Raw genomic sequence first — 16,249 nt, 5'->3', positions numbered from 1 at the left:
CTGAAGGCTATACGTAGTTGGTATCTTTCAGCGGTCTGATGTATATGCCACAAAGTCAGCAGTACTAACCAAAACATTTCTTCTCTTCAATGGTTATATAGGTAAATGCTCAAAGTAACCAGTTTACATGTGCGAGCAGGATCTTACCGTATAGCTAATGCGGATCAAGGTCATGGATAGATGTAGCCATTTTCCCGCATTTCCAGCTACAGGAGGCAGCCACCTTCACGGGCATATCCATAATGACCTTTGCGGTAGTCCATCCCTTGGTTTGTAATCGCTCCAGCAAGTGAGTCGCCCACCGGCAGCGTTATAGCCGGTTTTTTTACAGCATTTCCCTTTTACCGCTGCGGACTGCGGCATAAATGGCGTCAATAATTTTCAGGTCCCGCACGCCTTCTGCCCCATCCACAGGGATAGCGGGCTTTTTCCCTCTTAACAGGATATCTGCCATTTCCTCCATTTGTACGGTCTGGTGCGTTACATGCGGCTGGGTAAGCTCGCCTTGGTTAGTTCTGCCTTTAATAGGACCGTAACCGGTGGAGGGTTGCAGTTCTGCAAATCCTTTTTCGCCGTTCAGGTAGAAACGATCCAGGTAGTTCATGTTATAGGTAGACAGGCAGGAAGCAATGGCTCCGCTGGGGAATCCCATTTGGAACTGGATAGTCTCATCCACGCCGGGTTTGAACTTCACAGGATCTGTCTTAATTTCCTGAGCGGTGATCCAGACAGGCTCCTCTCCCACCATATACCGTGCGCCATTAATCGCATAAATACCGATGTCCATGATAGATCCGCCGCCGGCGAGTTCCTTATTCAGTCGCCATTGCGTAGGATCGCCTATACGAAAACCGCATTGCCCCTGAAAGAACATGATTTTACCGAATTCATTTCGTTTACGCATTTCCGTTATAGCCAGCGTTTTCGGCTCGAAGTGCATACGGTAGCCTACAAGCAGCTGTACGCCCGCTTTCCGGCAGGCGTCTACCATTTCCTGTCCTTCTTTTGCATTAAGGGCCATAGGCTTTTCACAGATAACATGTTTACCGGCAGCGGCTACACGCAGCACCTGGCTATGATGCAACGCATTGGGCGTCGTGATATACACGACATCAATATCCGGGTTGTGCTTTATCTGATCGAAATTTTCGTAGTTATAACAGTTCTTAACGGGAATTCCGAAACGTTGTTGCCAGTCGGATAACTTTGTGGGTGTTCCGCTGATAGCACCTACAATCTTGGCTTTGGTACAGGCTTTCATGGCATCTGCTACGCGATTGGCGTAGCCGCCGAGGCCCATCATGGCAACGCGTAAAACAGGTTCATCTCTGCGGAAGTTACCGGCGAGCGATTGAAAACGCAGCAAAGGGAGGCCCGCCGCAGTGATAGCCATTTTTTGCAGAAAACGACGACGTGAGTTCATAAGGTGGAATTGATGGTTGCGATTAAAATACAAATAATTTAACACAACCACAATGCCTGTGTCATATTATTTGCTGGCTACGGAACGGGGCAGTCTTTCCGCACGCAGTTGTTGATAGGACGGCGAAAACAGGGACTGATCGACTTTCATCTCCAGTAACTCTAATATTCTTTTCAGTTGTTTCTTCCCAAAATGAGTAGCATCCAGTGTAAATCTTCTGTTATCGTAATAAACAAAAACCTCCAGCTCCGAATACTTACCTTTCATTTTCATATCTATTGCTACAACATTACTCCATTTTACATACACGGGTTTCATCCCATCAAAATACATGATCTCCTGATCTGACAGTTCCAATCGGGTCCGAATGTAAACATAGATGGATACAATAACCAATAGCAATATAGCAGTAGCTATCAAAACCTTGGGATTTTCGAGCGACTGCCAGATTGTAATTAGACATGCCCCTCCACACAACAACAATGTTATTATAGCACATATCTGTCTCCACTTGGGCAACTTAAAAGTTTCTGTAATGTAAATTTGGTTCATAGCTCGTTAGAAAAATTCTGGGGGAAAGATAATTCATCTCCCTTGTTTTCATTCCTGCAAACTGCTATTTTTATCTTCATGAAACAAATTCTGATCGCTGCATTATTACTGGCAACTGGCGCCACACAGGCACAGCAAACATCTTCTAAAACTTATTTCCCTCCCCGGGACAACTGGGAGCATCGAACGCCAGCGGCATTGGGCCTGCGGTCGGACAAGCTGGATGCCGCCATCCAGTTTGCTATTAAGAATGAATCCAGGCAGAGCAGGAATATGGATTCGGCACAGTGGCAATCTTTTGGTAAAGAGCCTTACAGCGAGCCTGTTGGCGCATTGATAGATCGTGCAGATCCTAGTGGCATCATCATTTACAAAGGATATATAATTGCGGAATGGGGGCAGCCATCGCGGGTGGATATCACCAACAGCGTGACGAAAAGTTTCCTTTCAGCAGTGGTAGGGGTGGCCGTGGATAAGGGTTTGATACGAAGCGTATATGATACCGTAGCGCAATACATGCCTCCTGTGGAGGTCTATCATCCGGGACAGCCTACAGAAATCATCACCCCGTTTGCATCTGCGCATAACCGTCAGTTGACCTGGGATGTGATGTTGCGTCAGACGAGCGACTGGGAAGGAACGCTGTGGGGAAAACCAGATTGGGCGGATCGGCCGGACAGTAATTTCAATGCCTGGAAAACGCGGCCACGTCATGCACCAGGAGCAGTATGGAAATACAATGATACGCGTGTAAATGCGCTGGCTTTGGCCGCCACTAATGTTTGGCGTAAACCGTTGCCACAGGTATTGCAGCAGTATATTATGGAGCCTATCGGCGCCTCCTCTACCTGGCGTTGGATGGGATATCACAATGCATGGATAGTGCTGGACGGACAGCCTGTGCAGTCGGTCAGTGGCGGCGGTCACTATGGTGGCGGGATGTACATCAATACATATGATATGGGGAGATTCGGCCTTTTAACGCTGAACAGGGGCGTATGGAATGGAAGCAGGTTGCTGTCTGAGCAATGGGTAAAACAATCGCTTACTCCTACTGCTGCTAATAACGGTTACGGCTATATGAACTGGTTTTTAAATACCGATCATAAACTGGCGGCGAAGGCGCCTGTATCTTCATATATTCATATAGGCAATGGCGCCAACATTATCTATGTGGACCCAGAACATAACCTGGTGGCCGTTGTACGATGGATTGAAAGTAAAGCAATTGGGGAGATGATAGGTAAACTACTGGAAGCAATTCCTGAGAAATAACGCTAACGGTCATATGAAAATACATATGGCCGTTTTAATTTTGTCTAGCTGCAAATAAATCAACTTCGTTCAGATAATCCTTCCTATTTTTGACCCCGTTAAATTGTATTGTTAATCAGTCTTGTTTGTAACCAATTTCTCTTTTCTTTTAAAATCCGAATAAATTATGAAAACACCTAAAGCACTGGTGTTGGGATCATTGGTCCTGATGTCGGTTTTGTATGCATGTAAAAAAAATGACAACGCTCCTGTACCTGAAAATGCTAACAACAAATGGTCTGGAGAGACGATGAATGTCAAACTGAAGTTCAGCGGAGATTTGCAGGTGGAAGCATCTCCTTTGGGCCGACAGGCGAGTAATGCACGTACTACACCTGAGAATACTATTTATGCCGTAGATGTACGTTGGAGTGATTATAAGCCATATGCACAGGGCTTATTCACTTCTATTGATTCTATCAATTTGAATCTTCCCAAAGGCGCGTTCTTTAAGATCAGGGTAGCAGCTATTAAAAAAGGTAGCAGTCTGGGCTTATATGAATCAGATGGTCCTATGGGTTATGGCCGTTTTCTGTCTGGTCCGGGATTGGATCGTTATATTACCGATCGTATGTCTACAGACAGCGTAGGTCCTTATGCGTTACAGTATGGTTTCCTGGATACTCTTTCCAACTTCGTAGTAGCAACAAATTATGGTTATGAAATGAAGAAATATTCAGAATTGGATACTTACTATGGTACTTATCAGGGAGCCCCGCAAGACAGTCAGGCGACCAGTATTACTATTCCTTTGAAACGTTTAACTTATGGTATCCGTTTCAAACCACAGAACTTCACGGATGGTAAGTTATTGGTGGATTACGACTATTATGCCGCGAGTAAAACATTGGAAATTAAAAATCTGGCGGATACGTTTTTCACCTATACCGCCCATGAGTTCACGTTTAGCAGTAATCTTCAGTATGGATTGCCGGTACGTCTGAAATGGCAGCGTTCCAATGGAAATATTCAAAACATTGGCAATGTAACGATTTATCCTGCGCGCAACACGATGACTACACTGAGCGTTACGGCGCCTAATAATGGTATTCCTTTGGGTATTTCCATTTCAGAAAACAACTGGAATTTTGATACCACCATTGTAGTACGATAATGTAGCAACAATTTGACAATTGGTTATAATACAAAGTCCTTCCCGGAAACATGGAAGGACTTTTTTCTTTAATTTGTCTAGCATAAAATATTCATTTCCGGGAAGCTCGGGGTTCGGCTCTTCTACCCTATTTTTGTAAAACTATACCGTTTGTCAACGTATTTGTTTGTAACCAAATTCTCTCTTTTTTAAACCCGAAATAAATATGAAAACACCTCGATTTTTGGTGTTAGGTTCCCTGATCCTAATATCTGTACTGTATGCATGTAAGAAAAATGATTCCGCACCTGCGCCGGGAAAGACGAATCCTGGATGGTCCGGAGAAATGGTAAATGTCAAATTAAAGTTGAGTGGCGATTTACAAGCGGAGGCATCCCCACTGGGTCGTCAGGCCGTTAATGCGCGTATTAATCCGGACAGCACTATTTATGCAGTGGATGTGCGCTGGGGTAATTTTAATCCATATGCACAGGGGATTTTCACCTCTCTGGACTCTCTAACATTGAATCTTCCTAAAGGACCGTTTTTTACGATCCGGGTGGCAGCTATCAAAAAAGGTAGTGGGCTGGGATTATTTGAAATAACAGACAGCCTTACCAATACTCGTTTTCTTCCGGGTACTCCCTTGAACAGATCCATTGGCAATAGGCTGTATACCGACAGCACCGGGCCTAATCAGGTATTTTACGCCTTCCTGGACACCTTAACCTTTTTTAGGGTAGCCACCAGTGCATATGGCTATGAGGAGAGTATCTATTCAGAATTGGATACCTATTATGGACAATACCAGGGATACCTGACGGAGTCCACGCTGACCATTCCATTGAAGCGTTTCACCTATGGTATTCGATTCAAACCGGAAAATTTCAGCGATGGCAGTCTTTTGGTGGATTATGGTTACATGGCAGCTCCTAAGACGATACCAGTAAGTAATCTTGCTAACCGTGCATTTACTTACACGGCCCACGATTATACCTATGGCGATAATCTCTGGCGCGATTTACCGGTAAGTCTGCGGTTGCTGCGTACCAATGGGACCATTCAGAACTTAGGAAGTATTACTTTGCGTCCAAAGCGCAATACGTTGACTACTATTAGTATTACTGCTCCCAACAGTGGCGTGCCATTAGGTATTTCCATCTCTGAAAATTCCTGGAGGCAGGATACGACAGTAGTTATAAGATAGAGAATACTAATTGACAATCGGTTATAAAGTAGAGTCCTTCAGGGTTTCCTGGGGGACTTTTCTATTTGAGAGAGCAGATATTGCTATATATTAGCAGAACATCAGCTATCATTGACTTTCCAGGAGATATAATCCTGTCATTATCAATCTGATATTTTTTTTCTTCTTCTTGTGATTTTTTCCTCCCTTTTGCGAATAATATAATATCAGCAGGCCTGACTGATTTTTTACATTTAAATCCTGTTTTGATACAGACAAATATGGCAGACAAATCGGAATTATTTCTGGAGGTGATCCAGCAGCATAAGGGCATTATCTATAAGATTGTACATGCATACTGTCCGAATCCTTCTGACCGGAAAGATCTGGCGCAGGAGATCACTTATCAGCTATGGCGGTCGTTTGATACTTATGATCATCAGTATCGCTATTCTACCTGGATATACCGGATAGCGTTGAATGTGGCGATATCGGCATATCGGCAGGAGTATCGGCGAAGGATATTGGATGTGCCATATGCGGAGGAGTTATTAGAGCTGCCTGCGGTTTCTTCCGGGGAGGAATTGCAATCGGAGCGGGTAGCGATGTTATATGGATTTATTGCCCAGGTGTCTGAATTGGACAGGGCTTTGCTTTTACTCCACCTGGACGGGCATAGTTACCAGGAGATTTCGGATATCATGGCGTTGACCACTACCAATGTTGCCACAAAGCTGAGCAGGATTAAACAGTCGATGAAACTACATTTTACCACCCACAACAAGTAAACGAAAATGGAAAACACAGAAATATTAGATCTCTGGAAAAACTATAGCCAGCAGCTGGAGGCCAACCTACAGCTGAACAAACAACTTACCAGGGATATCACCGGGCTGAAAGTGCAATCATTGCTGGCTTCCATGAAACCAGGGAAGGTATTGGCAGTGGTGATAGGAATACTATGGTGCCTGGGAGTTGATTATTTGCTGATACATCTCTGGTCACATGCCAGTTTATTTTTCCTGGTATCAGCACTGCTGCAATCGGCAATTACCAGTATAGCAATCGGCATTTATTTATATCAACTAGTATTAATACAGCAAGTCAATATGGATGATCCCATATTAGCTACCCAGGAAAGACTGGCCAGGCTACTGTCTTCCACCCTTTGGGTAGCCCGCCTGTCATGGTTGCAGCTTCCGCTGTGGACTACCTTCTTCCTTTCCCGGCAGCTCTTCGTAGAAAATGGACTTCCAGCGATTATCTTCCAAATCCTGGCAACAGGGCTTTTTACAGGCCTCGCTATCTGGCTCTTTGTAAATATTCGGATAGACCATAGGGATCAAAAGTGGTTTAAATTATTGTTCAGAGGAAAAGAATGGACACCCATGATAAAAGCCATGGATATGATCGACAAGATTGAGGATTATAAGTCAGAGTAAGAGGAGAATGATGTGATAATGGAATAATGGAATGCTGGAACACTGGAATACTGGAATACAGGAATATTGGAAATAGAAACGGGAAACTGGAGTGGATGGTGGATGGTAGTTGCCGATGATGAGGTAATGATGCAATAAGGTAATGATGTGATAAAGTACTGCCGGTGCGCTAATGATAGGATGATGATGTGGGATTGATGTGGTAATGATGTGGTAATGATATGATGATGATATTATGATCTGATGATGATGCGGAGATGGAGATGGAAGATATATCACCATCCACTCAGTCATGTCCTGGGAATGAATAAATTCCTTAATCGCCTTTTACTGCACATGATAATGATAAGTAATAGCAGCGTAAACTATACAAGAGAAATAGAGATGAGTCAATGAGCAGATGCGTCCATGTGTATATAAGGCGAAGCAGGTCGGGAGACATATGACCTTCCACTCAGTTATTTCCGCCCATTAAATAAATTCCAACAAAATCCCTAACTTATATAAAAATAACCTTACAGCTAAGAAAGTAAAATGGATGGGATGTGAAGCGCGAAATCTCGCGAAAGGATAAAATATAATCGCTTATCATATAATAACCATTTCAATATGTAGGTAAATAAGTAGGTATAGTCTTGCAGTCCCCTATCATTATAGCCTCCCATAGAGGATGGGAGGCACTAGTTTCCAGTTTTGCTTATGAGAATAGAAATATGAGCCAAAATAGGCTTTCGTTTAGTCAAATGCAAATGGGAAAAGCTTCTGCTACACATAAGAAGGAATAAAGTCCCAATAAACGGGGGAGTATGCTAGTAATTAAGTATTTTTAAAAAATTAAAAACTGTTGATTGCTGAGTATTCCTTACTTATCAAGCTACAACAATGACTGCTGCGGCTTTTGCAATATAGCACCGTGGAATTCCTAACTTAGAACCATAATTTTATCTATCTCTGCAGTATGAACTTGCCTGTTGAAACAAACCGTTTGCTCCTTACCGCATTAAAAACAACTGATGCTCCCTTCATTCTGGAATTACTCAATACAAAAGGCTGGAAAACGTTTATAGGTGAACGTTATGTCCGAAATCTGACAGACGCAGACACCTATATCACCCGCATTCTCTCTAACCCGGATGTAAGGTATTTTGTAGTGCGACTGAAATCAGACAACAACCCAATGGGCATCGTGAGCCTCATTCAGCGCCCTTATCTACCCCACCAGGATATTGGATTCGCCTTCCTTCCACAGCATAGCGGCAGCGGATACGCCTTCGAAGCCGCCAGTGAGGTAATCCGTCTGCTTACCATCGCCAGTAAACACCCAATTCTTTATGCTACCACCCTACCAGAAAATACCCGTTCCATCAAACTACTGGAAAAATTAGGCCTCTCCTTCGTACATGAATTCACCCGCGACACAGAAAGGCTTTTCCTTTACCAGACCATCCTCGCACCCGAAGACAACATACCCCAATAAAAAACCGGGAAATAGCCGCCAGACAGGCAGATATCTCCCGGTATCATATCTTTCATTCCCTGCTTTCATGGATAATATTCTGATCCAAAAACAGGGAAACGCTGGCCACTAAGGAAGTGCAGGCGTAATCACTACCTTCCTGAACTCAATCGGGCCGTGATCCCCCTGGAAATAAATAGGCCCAGGCTCCCCTTCATTACTATCCAATGCGCCACCTGTAATACCCGGAATCTCCTGGTTATTAATCACTGTCTTACCATTCACCACCACAGTTACCATTCTTCCAATCAAGGTAATATCGTACGACTGCCATTGATTCGGACCTAATGCCTCAATATCGCTTGGCGTTAAGAACCCATAAATGCCGCTGAACAAAACAGAAGAAGGATGCGCGCCTTTGGGACTGTCTTCAATCTGTGTTTCATATCGCCCTCTGAGATAGACACCGCTGTTACTTCCCTGCTGGTAACGAAACTCCACATGTAGTTTGAAATCGCCGAAAGTCTTTTCTGATACCAGATTTGAACCCGAATGCGCACTGGTAAGTACCCCATTTATCACTTCCCATTGGTTTTTGCCAGTCGCTTTCCAACCACTCAAATCTTTACCATTGAAGAGATTCTCCGGTTTACCCCATTTAGGCGCCTTGTCTCTCCGCAACATAGGAGCACGTACTCCTTTATAACTGTATTTCTTTCCTTCGCTGGTAGTAATAGTGCCGGTGATGGCATCTCCAGCCACATTTCCTTCTATGACAAAATCCTGGCTACCACTCTCCCACTGCGGCGGGATAGTAAAACTGAATTTCCCATTATCAAAATTCACTTTGGCTACTGGCCGGGCACTGCCGGAAGTACCAACGAAATATCCTACCAGTGTTTTAAAACCGCTCAACTTCACTTCCAGCCAGGAAGGCAACTGGTTCCCCTCTTCATCCACTGTAATATCCCAACGGCCGATTAACTCTTTTGCATCAACAGCCGGTTGTGTAGCCGTTACCATTGGCGTTCCGGCAAATGCCCTGCCGGAGCCTGATACCAGTAAACAGCCCAGTCCGAATAAAAGTAATTTTTTGCGCATAAGTTCCATTTAGATCCGAACAATATAATGTTTATTTATTTATATTTTTACGGCAAATGAAATCAGTCCAATGAGTACAAAAGTAGAAAGTCCGATCTTCCAGACTGGCGCCGATATCCCCTGGGAATCCACTGCACCAGGCCTGCAGCGTAAAATATATGGCTACGATGACAGGGTAATGCTCGTAAAAGTAAAATTCGAACAGGGCGCCATAGGTACCATGCATCAACATCCGCATACACAAGTGACCTATGTGGAAAGTGGAGCCTTTGAATTCACCATCGGTAATGAAACCCGGATTATTCGCGCCGGCGACGGCTGCTATATGCCTTCCAATGTAATGCATGGCTGCACCTGCCTGGAAGCCGGCGTACTGATAGATACGTTTAGTCCTCACCGTGAGGATTTCCTGACCCAATAACCCAACAATGAGAACAATCATCCTGGAAAAACTGGCCGCAATTGAGGCGGAAAAGAATGTCCGCATACTGATGGCGATTGAATCAGGCAGCAGAGCCTGGGGCTTCGCTTCACCGGACAGTGATTTTGATGTGCGGTTTATCTATGCACAACCTGAAAATAATTACCTCAGCATCCGGGACAGAAAAGATGTCATCGATATCCCTGTAAATGAAGTCCTCGATATCAACGGCTGGGACCTGCGTAAAGCCTTGCGCCTGTTCATGAGCTCTAACAGTCCCCTGTACGAGTGGCTACAGTCGGGCATTATATATAAAGAGGAGACCGCCTTTGCAAATACATTGCGCGGTATGATGAATGACTACTACTCCCACCGGGCCGGCTGTCATCATTATTTCTCTATGACCAACAATACCTTTCAGCAAAACCTGCAAGATCCGGAAGTCAGACTGAAAAAGTACTTCTATGCGCTGCGGCCTATCCTCGCTGGTATGTGGATCATCGACCGCAAAACAGTTCCGCCGATGGATTTCCATCAATTACGTACGCTCGTTACCGATAGTACCTGGAACAAAGCGATAGATCAACTGCTGGAACAGAAAAAAACTGCGGACGAGAAAACGCTGATTCCACCGGTTCCTTTCCTTCAACAATGGATTCCGGAAGTACTTGAAAAGTATATGCCACTGGCCAATGCTATTCCCTCCGCATATCAGGAGGCAGACCAACTCGATGAAGTATTCCGGAAATTTATACGCGCATGACCTTTGAAGCATTAATGCAATCACCTGGGCAACTGCTGCTGAAAACTATCAGCGGCAGCCATGCATATAATCTGGCCATAGCAACCTCAGATACGGATCTGAAGGGCGTCTTCATCTTGCCGGAAAAGGAATTCTACGGCCTGCACTATACGCCGCAGGTAAATAATAGCTCGAATGATGAAGTCTTTTTTGAAATCGGAAGATTAATAGAATTACTCTGCAAGAATAACCCGAATATCCTGGAATTATTGAATACACCTGCCCATGCAGTGTTATTCCGACATCCATTGATGGATCGTATTAAGCCAGCAGATTTTCTATCGCAGCTATGTATGGAAACCTTCGCCGGATACGCCAAAGCGCAGATTAAAAAGGCATCCGGACTGAATAAGAAAATCAATAAAAAATTTGAGGAGACGAGGAAACTGGTGACGGATTTTTGCTTCGTGGTACATAACAATGGTACGCTGCCATTGTCGCAATGGCTCCAACAGCAAGGCTTTCCACAAGAGGCATGCGGCCTCACCGCCCTGCCTAACTTCCGCGATGGCTACCTGATCTACCATCATCCGCAGCTACGGGGAATTGTATCCGGCGAACAAGCAAATGATGTTCAACTCAGTTCCATTCCGAAAGGAGTAACGCCATTGGCAGTGATGACGTTCAACAAAGACGCCTATTCTGTCTATTGCAGGGAATACCTGGAATATTGGCAATGGGTGGAAAACCGCAATGAATCCCGTTATCAGGGCACGCTTGCGCATGGGAAAAGCTATGACGCTAAAAACATGATGCACACTTTCCGATTGCTCAGTATGGCAGAAGAAATAGCCCGTTACCATGAAGTACGGGTTCATCGGGAAGACAGAGAACTATTACTGCGTATTCGCAATGGCGAATTTGAGTATGCCGCATTGATGGATATGGTGCAGGAAAAACTGGATGGCATGGAAGCGCTCTATGCCGCGTCTGGACTGCCTCCAGCGCCTGACGTCGCCAAAGCAGAAGAAATATTGGTCAGTATCAGATCGGATTTCTACGGCGCGTCACGCCTCCATTAACATAGCGAGCGACTGATACGTTTCGTCATAATCATTGTAACGCTCACCGTTCAGGAAGAAGGTGGGCGTTCCATTGACACCGCTGCGAAGGCCTCCTTCCAGGTCTCGCTCCACTCTGTCCAGCAGTTGCTGACTGCGCCAGTCCTGCGAAAACCTGGACATATCCAAATGTAAAGTGGCAGCAAATCCCAGGATATTATCCGCACTTAATTCCGCCTGGTTTTCATAAAGAATATCATGCATCTCCCAGAACTTACCTTGAAGCGCCGCAGCCTCCGCCGCCAACGCAGCTATTACTGCTGCCGGATGCGATTCCTGCAATGGGAAATTTCGGAATACAAAGAGCAGGTCATCTCCATATTGTCGTAATAATTTACGAATAAGCGGGAAGGCTATTCCACAGTGACTGCACTGATAATCTCCATACTCAACAAGGATTCTGCCGGATTGGGGGTTTCCTGTGCTATGATCATTTTGGGTAACGGGGTTCTTGAGATGCGCCATATATAGATTAGCTGATTACATTGTTTAAAGTATCCAGTGCATCCAGGATTCCATCTGCACCTGGGTTTACGTCTATGGGGGAGAGATAGCTCCACTGTACGATGCCATCTTCATCAAGCACAAATAATGCTCGTTGCGCCAGGCCCTCTTTTTCGTCATATATGCCATATAATTTTGCGACTGCGCCCTTGGGCTCAAAATCCGCCAGCAAAGGAAACTGAAAATGACGATCTTCAGAGAAGGCTTTATGACTCCATTTGCTATCCACGGAAATGCCCAATAGCTGTGCGTTGGCGGCTTGAAAAAGCTTCAGGGATTCATTATATACGGCCAGCTGATCCGAGCATACCGGACTCCAGTCTGCAGGATAAAATGCTAAAATCACTTTTTTGCCACGGAAATCAGAAAGTTTCACCTGTTTATCCGGGGTGGCATATAACGCAAAATCCGGTGCTGGCGTGTTAGTTGGAAGGATCATACACTTTACTTTAAATGGTGACACTGTATATTCTGTTAAAACAGATGATACTGGCTTTTGTTCTTAAGACTTTTTTCACTAAACTTGGTGGATATTTAACAGTTTTTGCTTGATGAAAAGAATTATAAGCAGCACCCTCACCTTGGCTGCACTCATATTATTGCCTGTAGCCTCTATTTTAGCCCAGCATCCCTATTTACTGATTGGTACTTACACCAACAACGGTATGAGTAAAGGCATTCATGTCTACTCGTTTGACAGCAATACCGGGAAGATGAAACCGGTTAGTCAGGTGAAGACGACTAACCCTTCCTACCTGGCCGTGGCTGCTGATCAGCAGCATGTGTACGCTGTAAATGAAAATGATGGCCCAGGCGATGTATCCTCCTTCAAATTTGACAGTACCAGCGGAGAACTGTCTTTAATCGCGGAGGTACCTTCCGGAGGAGAATACCCTTGTTATGTTTCCATTAGCAAGAATGGGAAATTCATAGCAGTGGCCAATTATGGAACAGGCAATGCGGTTGTATATCCTATCACTGCGGACGGAGATATTGATATCCCGGTACAGGAAGTACACCACGAAGGTACAGGCCCCAACAAAGCCAGGCAGGAAAAAGCGCATGCCCATGCAGCGGTGTTCTCGCCGGATGGAAACTATCTCATGATTAATGATCTGGGGATAGATAAGATCATGGTGTATAAATTTAACAGTGAAACCGGCGCGTTATCACTTGGTAACCCCGCTTTTGTGCCTGTTAAGCCAGGAAGCGGCCCCCGCCACCTGACATTTGATGCCAGCGGCAATTATGCCTATCTGATTACAGAACTGACAGGAGAAGTAATCGTATACAATTTTGCAAATGGCTGGTTCCATACGGTTCAATCCATCAGCACACATCCGAAAAATTATAAAGGCGCTATAGGTTCCGCAGATATTCATATTTCTCCGGATGGTAAATTCCTGTATGCCTCCAATCGCGGAGATGCCAATTCACTGGCCATCTTCAAACGCAATAGGCATAACGGTAAATTGAAACTGGTAGGTTTTCAGTCTACACTCGGCGTGATGCCAAGGAACTTCAATTTCGATCCTAGCGGAAACTTCCTGCTGGTAGCTAATCAGGCGAGCAACAATGTGGTAGTATTCAAGGTAAACAAGAAGAAGGGCTTATTAACGCCTACTGGCGACAGCATTACAGTTGGCAGTCCGGTTTGTATACAATGGATAAAGTAACAACTGACTATAAAAAACGGGACGGAGTGGCGCACTCCGTCCCGCAATAATTTTCTACATCGCTTTAGCGGCTTCTGTTGCCAGTCCTTGCAATTCATCTTCCAGGGAAGCTATTCTTCTCCTGTAAAGTTCAATGCGACTTTTTAACCGGGATACTTTATACTCTCTCAGGGTAGCTGCTGTCCGACCGGTGGTTGTCTTACTACTTTCTTTTCTTGTTGCAATATGTTGTCTGCGTTTTTCTTTTAAGGCAGCAATTTCCTGTTCAATCTTCGACTTTTCTGTTGCACTGGCAATACGCATTTTGGCACGATCAGCGGCAATCTGCTCATCTAAAGCTTCCAGTTGTTCATCTGCAAATTTTTCATATTCGTAATCCACATCTTTCCGGATGAGGGTACCACCCAGACTTTTAATATAAGAATCTGCGAACACTTCATTGTCCTCATCAATTTCAGCTATCAGCGCAATATGGCCAGGTTGGAGAGACGCGGCTACTTTAGCGCTGAAATCTTCCGCAAAGTGATAGTAGTGCGACTCCCATACCGCACCGCTTACCGTACCTATCAGCATTCCTGCCAGGATACCTACCGGACCAGCAAAAGCGCCGACCAGACTACCCAATGCCATACCGGAAAGTGTACGCACCCCTTCCGTCGTTTTATCTGTTTGTATTACAACAGGTTCTCCCTTATCGTTTTTCTGCACCATTACACTTTCATAGACGGTCAGGTCTCCGATAGATTCCAGTTCATCCAGTTTCTTGAAGGCGGCGATTGCTTGTGCCTCTTTAGGGAAGGAAGCGATGATAAGGTTTGTCATTATATACGTTTTCCTTCAAAAACAAGGAAACGCCTCTATTTGTTTCAATAAAAAAGCATCCTGCTAATGTATGCAGGATGCTTTTTTATTGAATAACTATTACCTTAATAACTTAATTCTACGATCTGGCGCACCTTGTCTGGCGTGATGTTCTTTCTTTCTCCCATGGCTATCCAACCTCTTTCTGTGAAACGCTTTTCAATGAAATCAGCGGTTTTCGCATATTCTGTTGTATAGGAAGAAAGTTGCATATTCATGCCCATTTTAGAGAAGAATTCAATGGTAGCATCGATGGCTTTATGTGCCACTTCATCGGTGTCATCTCCCTGGATGTTCCATACTCTGCGTCCGTATTGTGCCAGTTTCTCTTTCTTGGTCTCGAACATTACCTTATAGAGGTTTGGTCCGATGATAGCGAGGGTACGGGCATGATCAATATCGTACAATGCAGTGAGTTCATGACCAATCATATGCGTTACCCAGTCTGTTGGTACTCCTTTCTGGATAAGGCCGTTTAAGGCCATGGTACAGCTCCACATGAAATTGGCCGCCAGCGTATAGTCGCTCGGGTTATCCACCACGCCAGGTCCTACTTCTACCAACGTTTGCAGGATGCTTTCTGCAAAGCGGTCCTGTAGCATAGCGCCGGCAGGATAAGTAAGATATTGTTCCATCACATGCGTGTAGGCATCGATCACTCCATTCTGCAATTGTCGCTTAGGAAGAGAGGTAATCACCTCCGGATCACAAATGCTGAACACCGGGAATAAGCCTCGTCCGCCGAAGGAGAGTTTTTCGTGGGTGCTTTTGATAGTGATAACAGAACTGGAGTTCATTTCACTACCAGTAGCAGGAAGCGTGAGTACCGATGCAAATGGAACAACGTTATCCACTATACGTATTTGTTTTTGCAGGATATCAATGGGATTTCCTTCGAATTTCACCGCAGCAGATACAAACTTAGCGCCATCGATAACGGAACCTCCGCCTACAGCCAGGATGAAGTTCAGTCCTTTTTCCCGGATAATATGGACTGCTTTCATTAATGTTTCGTAGTGCGGATTGGGTTCCACACCGCCAAACTCTGTAATATCAAATCCGGCCAATGCGGCTGTCACCTGATCATACACGCCATTTTTAAAGATACTTCCGCCGCCATAGAGCAGCAGAATTTTAGCGTCGGCGGGTACCAGCGTTGTGAGCTTTGCGATCTGACCCTTGCCAAAGACCAGGCTGGTAGGGTTATATAATTCAAAATTTAACATGAGGAGGTCTTTAAATTAAATAAATAGCAGATTTCTATATCTATATAATAAACAAAGTTCCAACTGTTACAGTTGCAGGAATGTGACCTGTATCACAAATATAGGCCCCTGCTTGTTTTGTCCACAGTATT

General features: G+C 44.7%; 17 protein-coding genes. 10 read left to right on the top strand and 7 right to left on the bottom strand.

Going from position 1 to position 16,249, the window contains the following annotated elements:
- Positions 1–325 precede the first annotated feature (325 nt).
- On the bottom strand, positions 326–1,423 hold the full coding sequence (locus CLV59_RS13175; protein ID WP_111592513.1) for a Gfo/Idh/MocA family protein: 1,098 nt from the start codon (positions 1,421–1,423) through the stop codon (positions 326–328).
- Between the two features lie 66 nt (positions 1,424–1,489).
- A complete protein-coding gene (locus CLV59_RS13170; protein WP_111592512.1) occupies positions 1,490–1,843 on the bottom strand; it encodes a hypothetical protein in 354 nt (117 codons plus the stop codon).
- A gap of 210 nt (positions 1,844–2,053) precedes the next feature.
- Here CLV59_RS13170 and CLV59_RS13165 point away from each other — a divergent pair, with 210 nt between their 5' ends.
- From CLV59_RS13165 to CLV59_RS13140, 6 genes are all read left to right on the top strand, one after another.
- On the top strand, positions 2,054–3,250 hold the full coding sequence (locus tag CLV59_RS13165) for a serine hydrolase domain-containing protein (RefSeq protein ID WP_111592906.1): 1,197 nt from the start codon (positions 2,054–2,056) through the stop codon (positions 3,248–3,250).
- A gap of 166 nt (positions 3,251–3,416) precedes the next feature.
- Positions 3,417–4,403, top strand: a complete 987-nt coding sequence (locus CLV59_RS13160) for a hypothetical protein (RefSeq protein ID WP_111592511.1) — start codon at positions 3,417–3,419, stop codon at positions 4,401–4,403.
- Between the two features lie 205 nt (positions 4,404–4,608).
- Entirely contained in the window at positions 4,609–5,589 is a 981-nt protein-coding gene (locus CLV59_RS13155) for a hypothetical protein (RefSeq protein ID WP_111592510.1), read from the top strand.
- 260 nt (positions 5,590–5,849) lie between these two features.
- Positions 5,850–6,356 (top strand): RNA polymerase sigma factor, encoded by a 507-nt coding sequence (locus CLV59_RS13150; RefSeq protein WP_111592509.1) that lies wholly within the window; start codon positions 5,850–5,852, stop codon positions 6,354–6,356.
- 6 nt (positions 6,357–6,362) lie between these two features.
- A complete protein-coding gene (locus CLV59_RS13145) occupies positions 6,363–7,010 on the top strand; it encodes a hypothetical protein (protein ID WP_111592508.1) in 648 nt (215 codons plus the stop codon).
- 958 nt (positions 7,011–7,968) lie between these two features.
- Entirely contained in the window at positions 7,969–8,487 is a 519-nt protein-coding gene (locus CLV59_RS13140) for a GNAT family N-acetyltransferase (RefSeq protein WP_111592507.1), read from the top strand.
- A gap of 108 nt (positions 8,488–8,595) precedes the next feature.
- On the opposite strand, the gene CLV59_RS13135 is transcribed toward CLV59_RS13140, so the two are convergent.
- A complete protein-coding gene (locus tag CLV59_RS13135) occupies positions 8,596–9,567 on the bottom strand; it encodes a 3-keto-disaccharide hydrolase (protein ID WP_111592905.1) in 972 nt (323 codons plus the stop codon).
- 70 nt (positions 9,568–9,637) lie between these two features.
- Here CLV59_RS13135 and CLV59_RS13130 point away from each other — a divergent pair, with 70 nt between their 5' ends.
- Genes CLV59_RS13130 through CLV59_RS13120 form a run of 3 tightly spaced genes read left to right on the top strand, consistent with a single transcriptional unit; the run spans position 9,638 to position 11,812 of the window.
- The gene (locus tag CLV59_RS13130) at positions 9,638–9,988 is read left to right on the top strand and encodes a cupin domain-containing protein (RefSeq protein WP_111592506.1); all 351 of its coding nucleotides are present in this window, start codon (positions 9,638–9,640) and stop codon (positions 9,986–9,988) included.
- A 7-nt stretch (positions 9,989–9,995) separates the two neighbouring features.
- Positions 9,996–10,751 carry a nucleotidyltransferase domain-containing protein gene (locus CLV59_RS13125; protein WP_111592505.1) on the top strand — a complete coding sequence of 252 codons (756 nt, stop codon included), beginning with the start codon at positions 9,996–9,998 and terminating at the stop codon, positions 10,749–10,751.
- The gene (locus tag CLV59_RS13120; RefSeq protein WP_111592504.1) at positions 10,748–11,812 is read left to right on the top strand and encodes a DNA polymerase beta superfamily protein; all 1,065 of its coding nucleotides are present in this window, start codon (positions 10,748–10,750) and stop codon (positions 11,810–11,812) included. Before CLV59_RS13125 ends, CLV59_RS13120 begins: the two co-directional genes overlap by 4 nt.
- On the opposite strand, the gene CLV59_RS13115 is transcribed toward CLV59_RS13120, so the two are convergent.
- The gene (locus CLV59_RS13115; RefSeq protein WP_111592503.1) at positions 11,798–12,316 is read right to left on the bottom strand and encodes a DsbA family protein; all 519 of its coding nucleotides are present in this window, start codon (positions 12,314–12,316) and stop codon (positions 11,798–11,800) included. The genes CLV59_RS13120 and CLV59_RS13115 overlap by 15 nt on opposite strands.
- 7 nt (positions 12,317–12,323) lie before the next feature.
- Complete coding sequence (locus tag CLV59_RS13110; RefSeq protein ID WP_111592502.1) at positions 12,324–12,794, bottom strand: peroxiredoxin; 471 nt, start codon at positions 12,792–12,794, stop codon at positions 12,324–12,326.
- Between the two features lie 112 nt (positions 12,795–12,906).
- On the opposite strand from CLV59_RS13110, the gene CLV59_RS13105 reads away from it, so the two are divergent.
- A complete protein-coding gene (locus CLV59_RS13105; protein WP_111592501.1) occupies positions 12,907–14,031 on the top strand; it encodes a lactonase family protein in 1,125 nt (374 codons plus the stop codon).
- 54 nt (positions 14,032–14,085) lie between these two features.
- Here the strand turns inward: CLV59_RS13105 and CLV59_RS13100 are convergent, their stop codons facing one another.
- Together CLV59_RS13100 and CLV59_RS13095 are read right to left on the bottom strand one after the other, a co-directional pair.
- Entirely contained in the window at positions 14,086–14,853 is a 768-nt protein-coding gene (locus tag CLV59_RS13100) for a DUF1269 domain-containing protein (protein WP_111592500.1), read from the bottom strand.
- Between the two features lie 104 nt (positions 14,854–14,957).
- Positions 14,958–16,118, bottom strand: a complete 1,161-nt coding sequence (locus tag CLV59_RS13095; RefSeq protein ID WP_111592499.1) for an iron-containing alcohol dehydrogenase — start codon at positions 16,116–16,118, stop codon at positions 14,958–14,960.
- Positions 16,119–16,249: the final 131 nt, after the last annotated feature.

This window comes from Chitinophaga dinghuensis (assembly GCF_003259435.1).
Lineage (GTDB): Bacteria > Bacteroidota > Bacteroidia > Chitinophagales > Chitinophagaceae > Chitinophaga > Chitinophaga dinghuensis.
The sequence above is the reverse complement of the archived record's forward strand: the minus strand, read 5'-3'. Positions and strand labels throughout refer to the sequence as shown.

What these genes read in the sequence shown, in the direction of transcription:
- CLV59_RS13115 (WP_111592503.1), bottom strand. Translation starts at nt 12,316, where the DNA reads ATGGCGCATCTCAAGAACCCCGTTACCCAAAATGATCATAGCACAGGA.
- CLV59_RS13175 (WP_111592513.1), bottom strand. Translation starts at nt 1,423, where the DNA reads ATGAACTCACGTCGTCGTTTTCTGCAAAAAATGGCTATCACTGCGGCG.
- CLV59_RS13135 (WP_111592905.1), bottom strand. Translation starts at nt 9,567, where the DNA reads ATGCGCAAAAAATTACTTTTATTCGGACTGGGCTGTTTACTGGTATCA.
- CLV59_RS13160 (WP_111592511.1), top strand. Translation starts at nt 3,417, where the DNA reads ATGAAAACACCTAAAGCACTGGTGTTGGGATCATTGGTCCTGATGTCG.
- CLV59_RS13110 (WP_111592502.1), bottom strand. Translation starts at nt 12,794, where the DNA reads ATGATCCTTCCAACTAACACGCCAGCACCGGATTTTGCGTTATATGCC.
- CLV59_RS13150 (WP_111592509.1), top strand. Translation starts at nt 5,850, where the DNA reads ATGGCAGACAAATCGGAATTATTTCTGGAGGTGATCCAGCAGCATAAG.
- CLV59_RS13130 (WP_111592506.1), top strand. Translation starts at nt 9,638, where the DNA reads ATGAGTACAAAAGTAGAAAGTCCGATCTTCCAGACTGGCGCCGATATC.
- CLV59_RS13100 (WP_111592500.1), bottom strand. Translation starts at nt 14,853, where the DNA reads ATGACAAACCTTATCATCGCTTCCTTCCCTAAAGAGGCACAAGCAATC.
- CLV59_RS13165 (WP_111592906.1), top strand. Translation starts at nt 2,054, where the DNA reads ATGAAACAAATTCTGATCGCTGCATTATTACTGGCAACTGGCGCCACA.
- CLV59_RS13120 (WP_111592504.1), top strand. Translation starts at nt 10,748, where the DNA reads ATGACCTTTGAAGCATTAATGCAATCACCTGGGCAACTGCTGCTGAAA.
- CLV59_RS13105 (WP_111592501.1), top strand. Translation starts at nt 12,907, where the DNA reads ATGAAAAGAATTATAAGCAGCACCCTCACCTTGGCTGCACTCATATTA.
- CLV59_RS13155 (WP_111592510.1), top strand. Translation starts at nt 4,609, where the DNA reads ATGAAAACACCTCGATTTTTGGTGTTAGGTTCCCTGATCCTAATATCT.
- CLV59_RS13095 (WP_111592499.1), bottom strand. Translation starts at nt 16,118, where the DNA reads ATGTTAAATTTTGAATTATATAACCCTACCAGCCTGGTCTTTGGCAAG.
- CLV59_RS13140 (WP_111592507.1), top strand. Translation starts at nt 7,969, where the DNA reads ATGAACTTGCCTGTTGAAACAAACCGTTTGCTCCTTACCGCATTAAAA.
- CLV59_RS13125 (WP_111592505.1), top strand. Translation starts at nt 9,996, where the DNA reads ATGAGAACAATCATCCTGGAAAAACTGGCCGCAATTGAGGCGGAAAAG.
- CLV59_RS13145 (WP_111592508.1), top strand. Translation starts at nt 6,363, where the DNA reads ATGGAAAACACAGAAATATTAGATCTCTGGAAAAACTATAGCCAGCAG.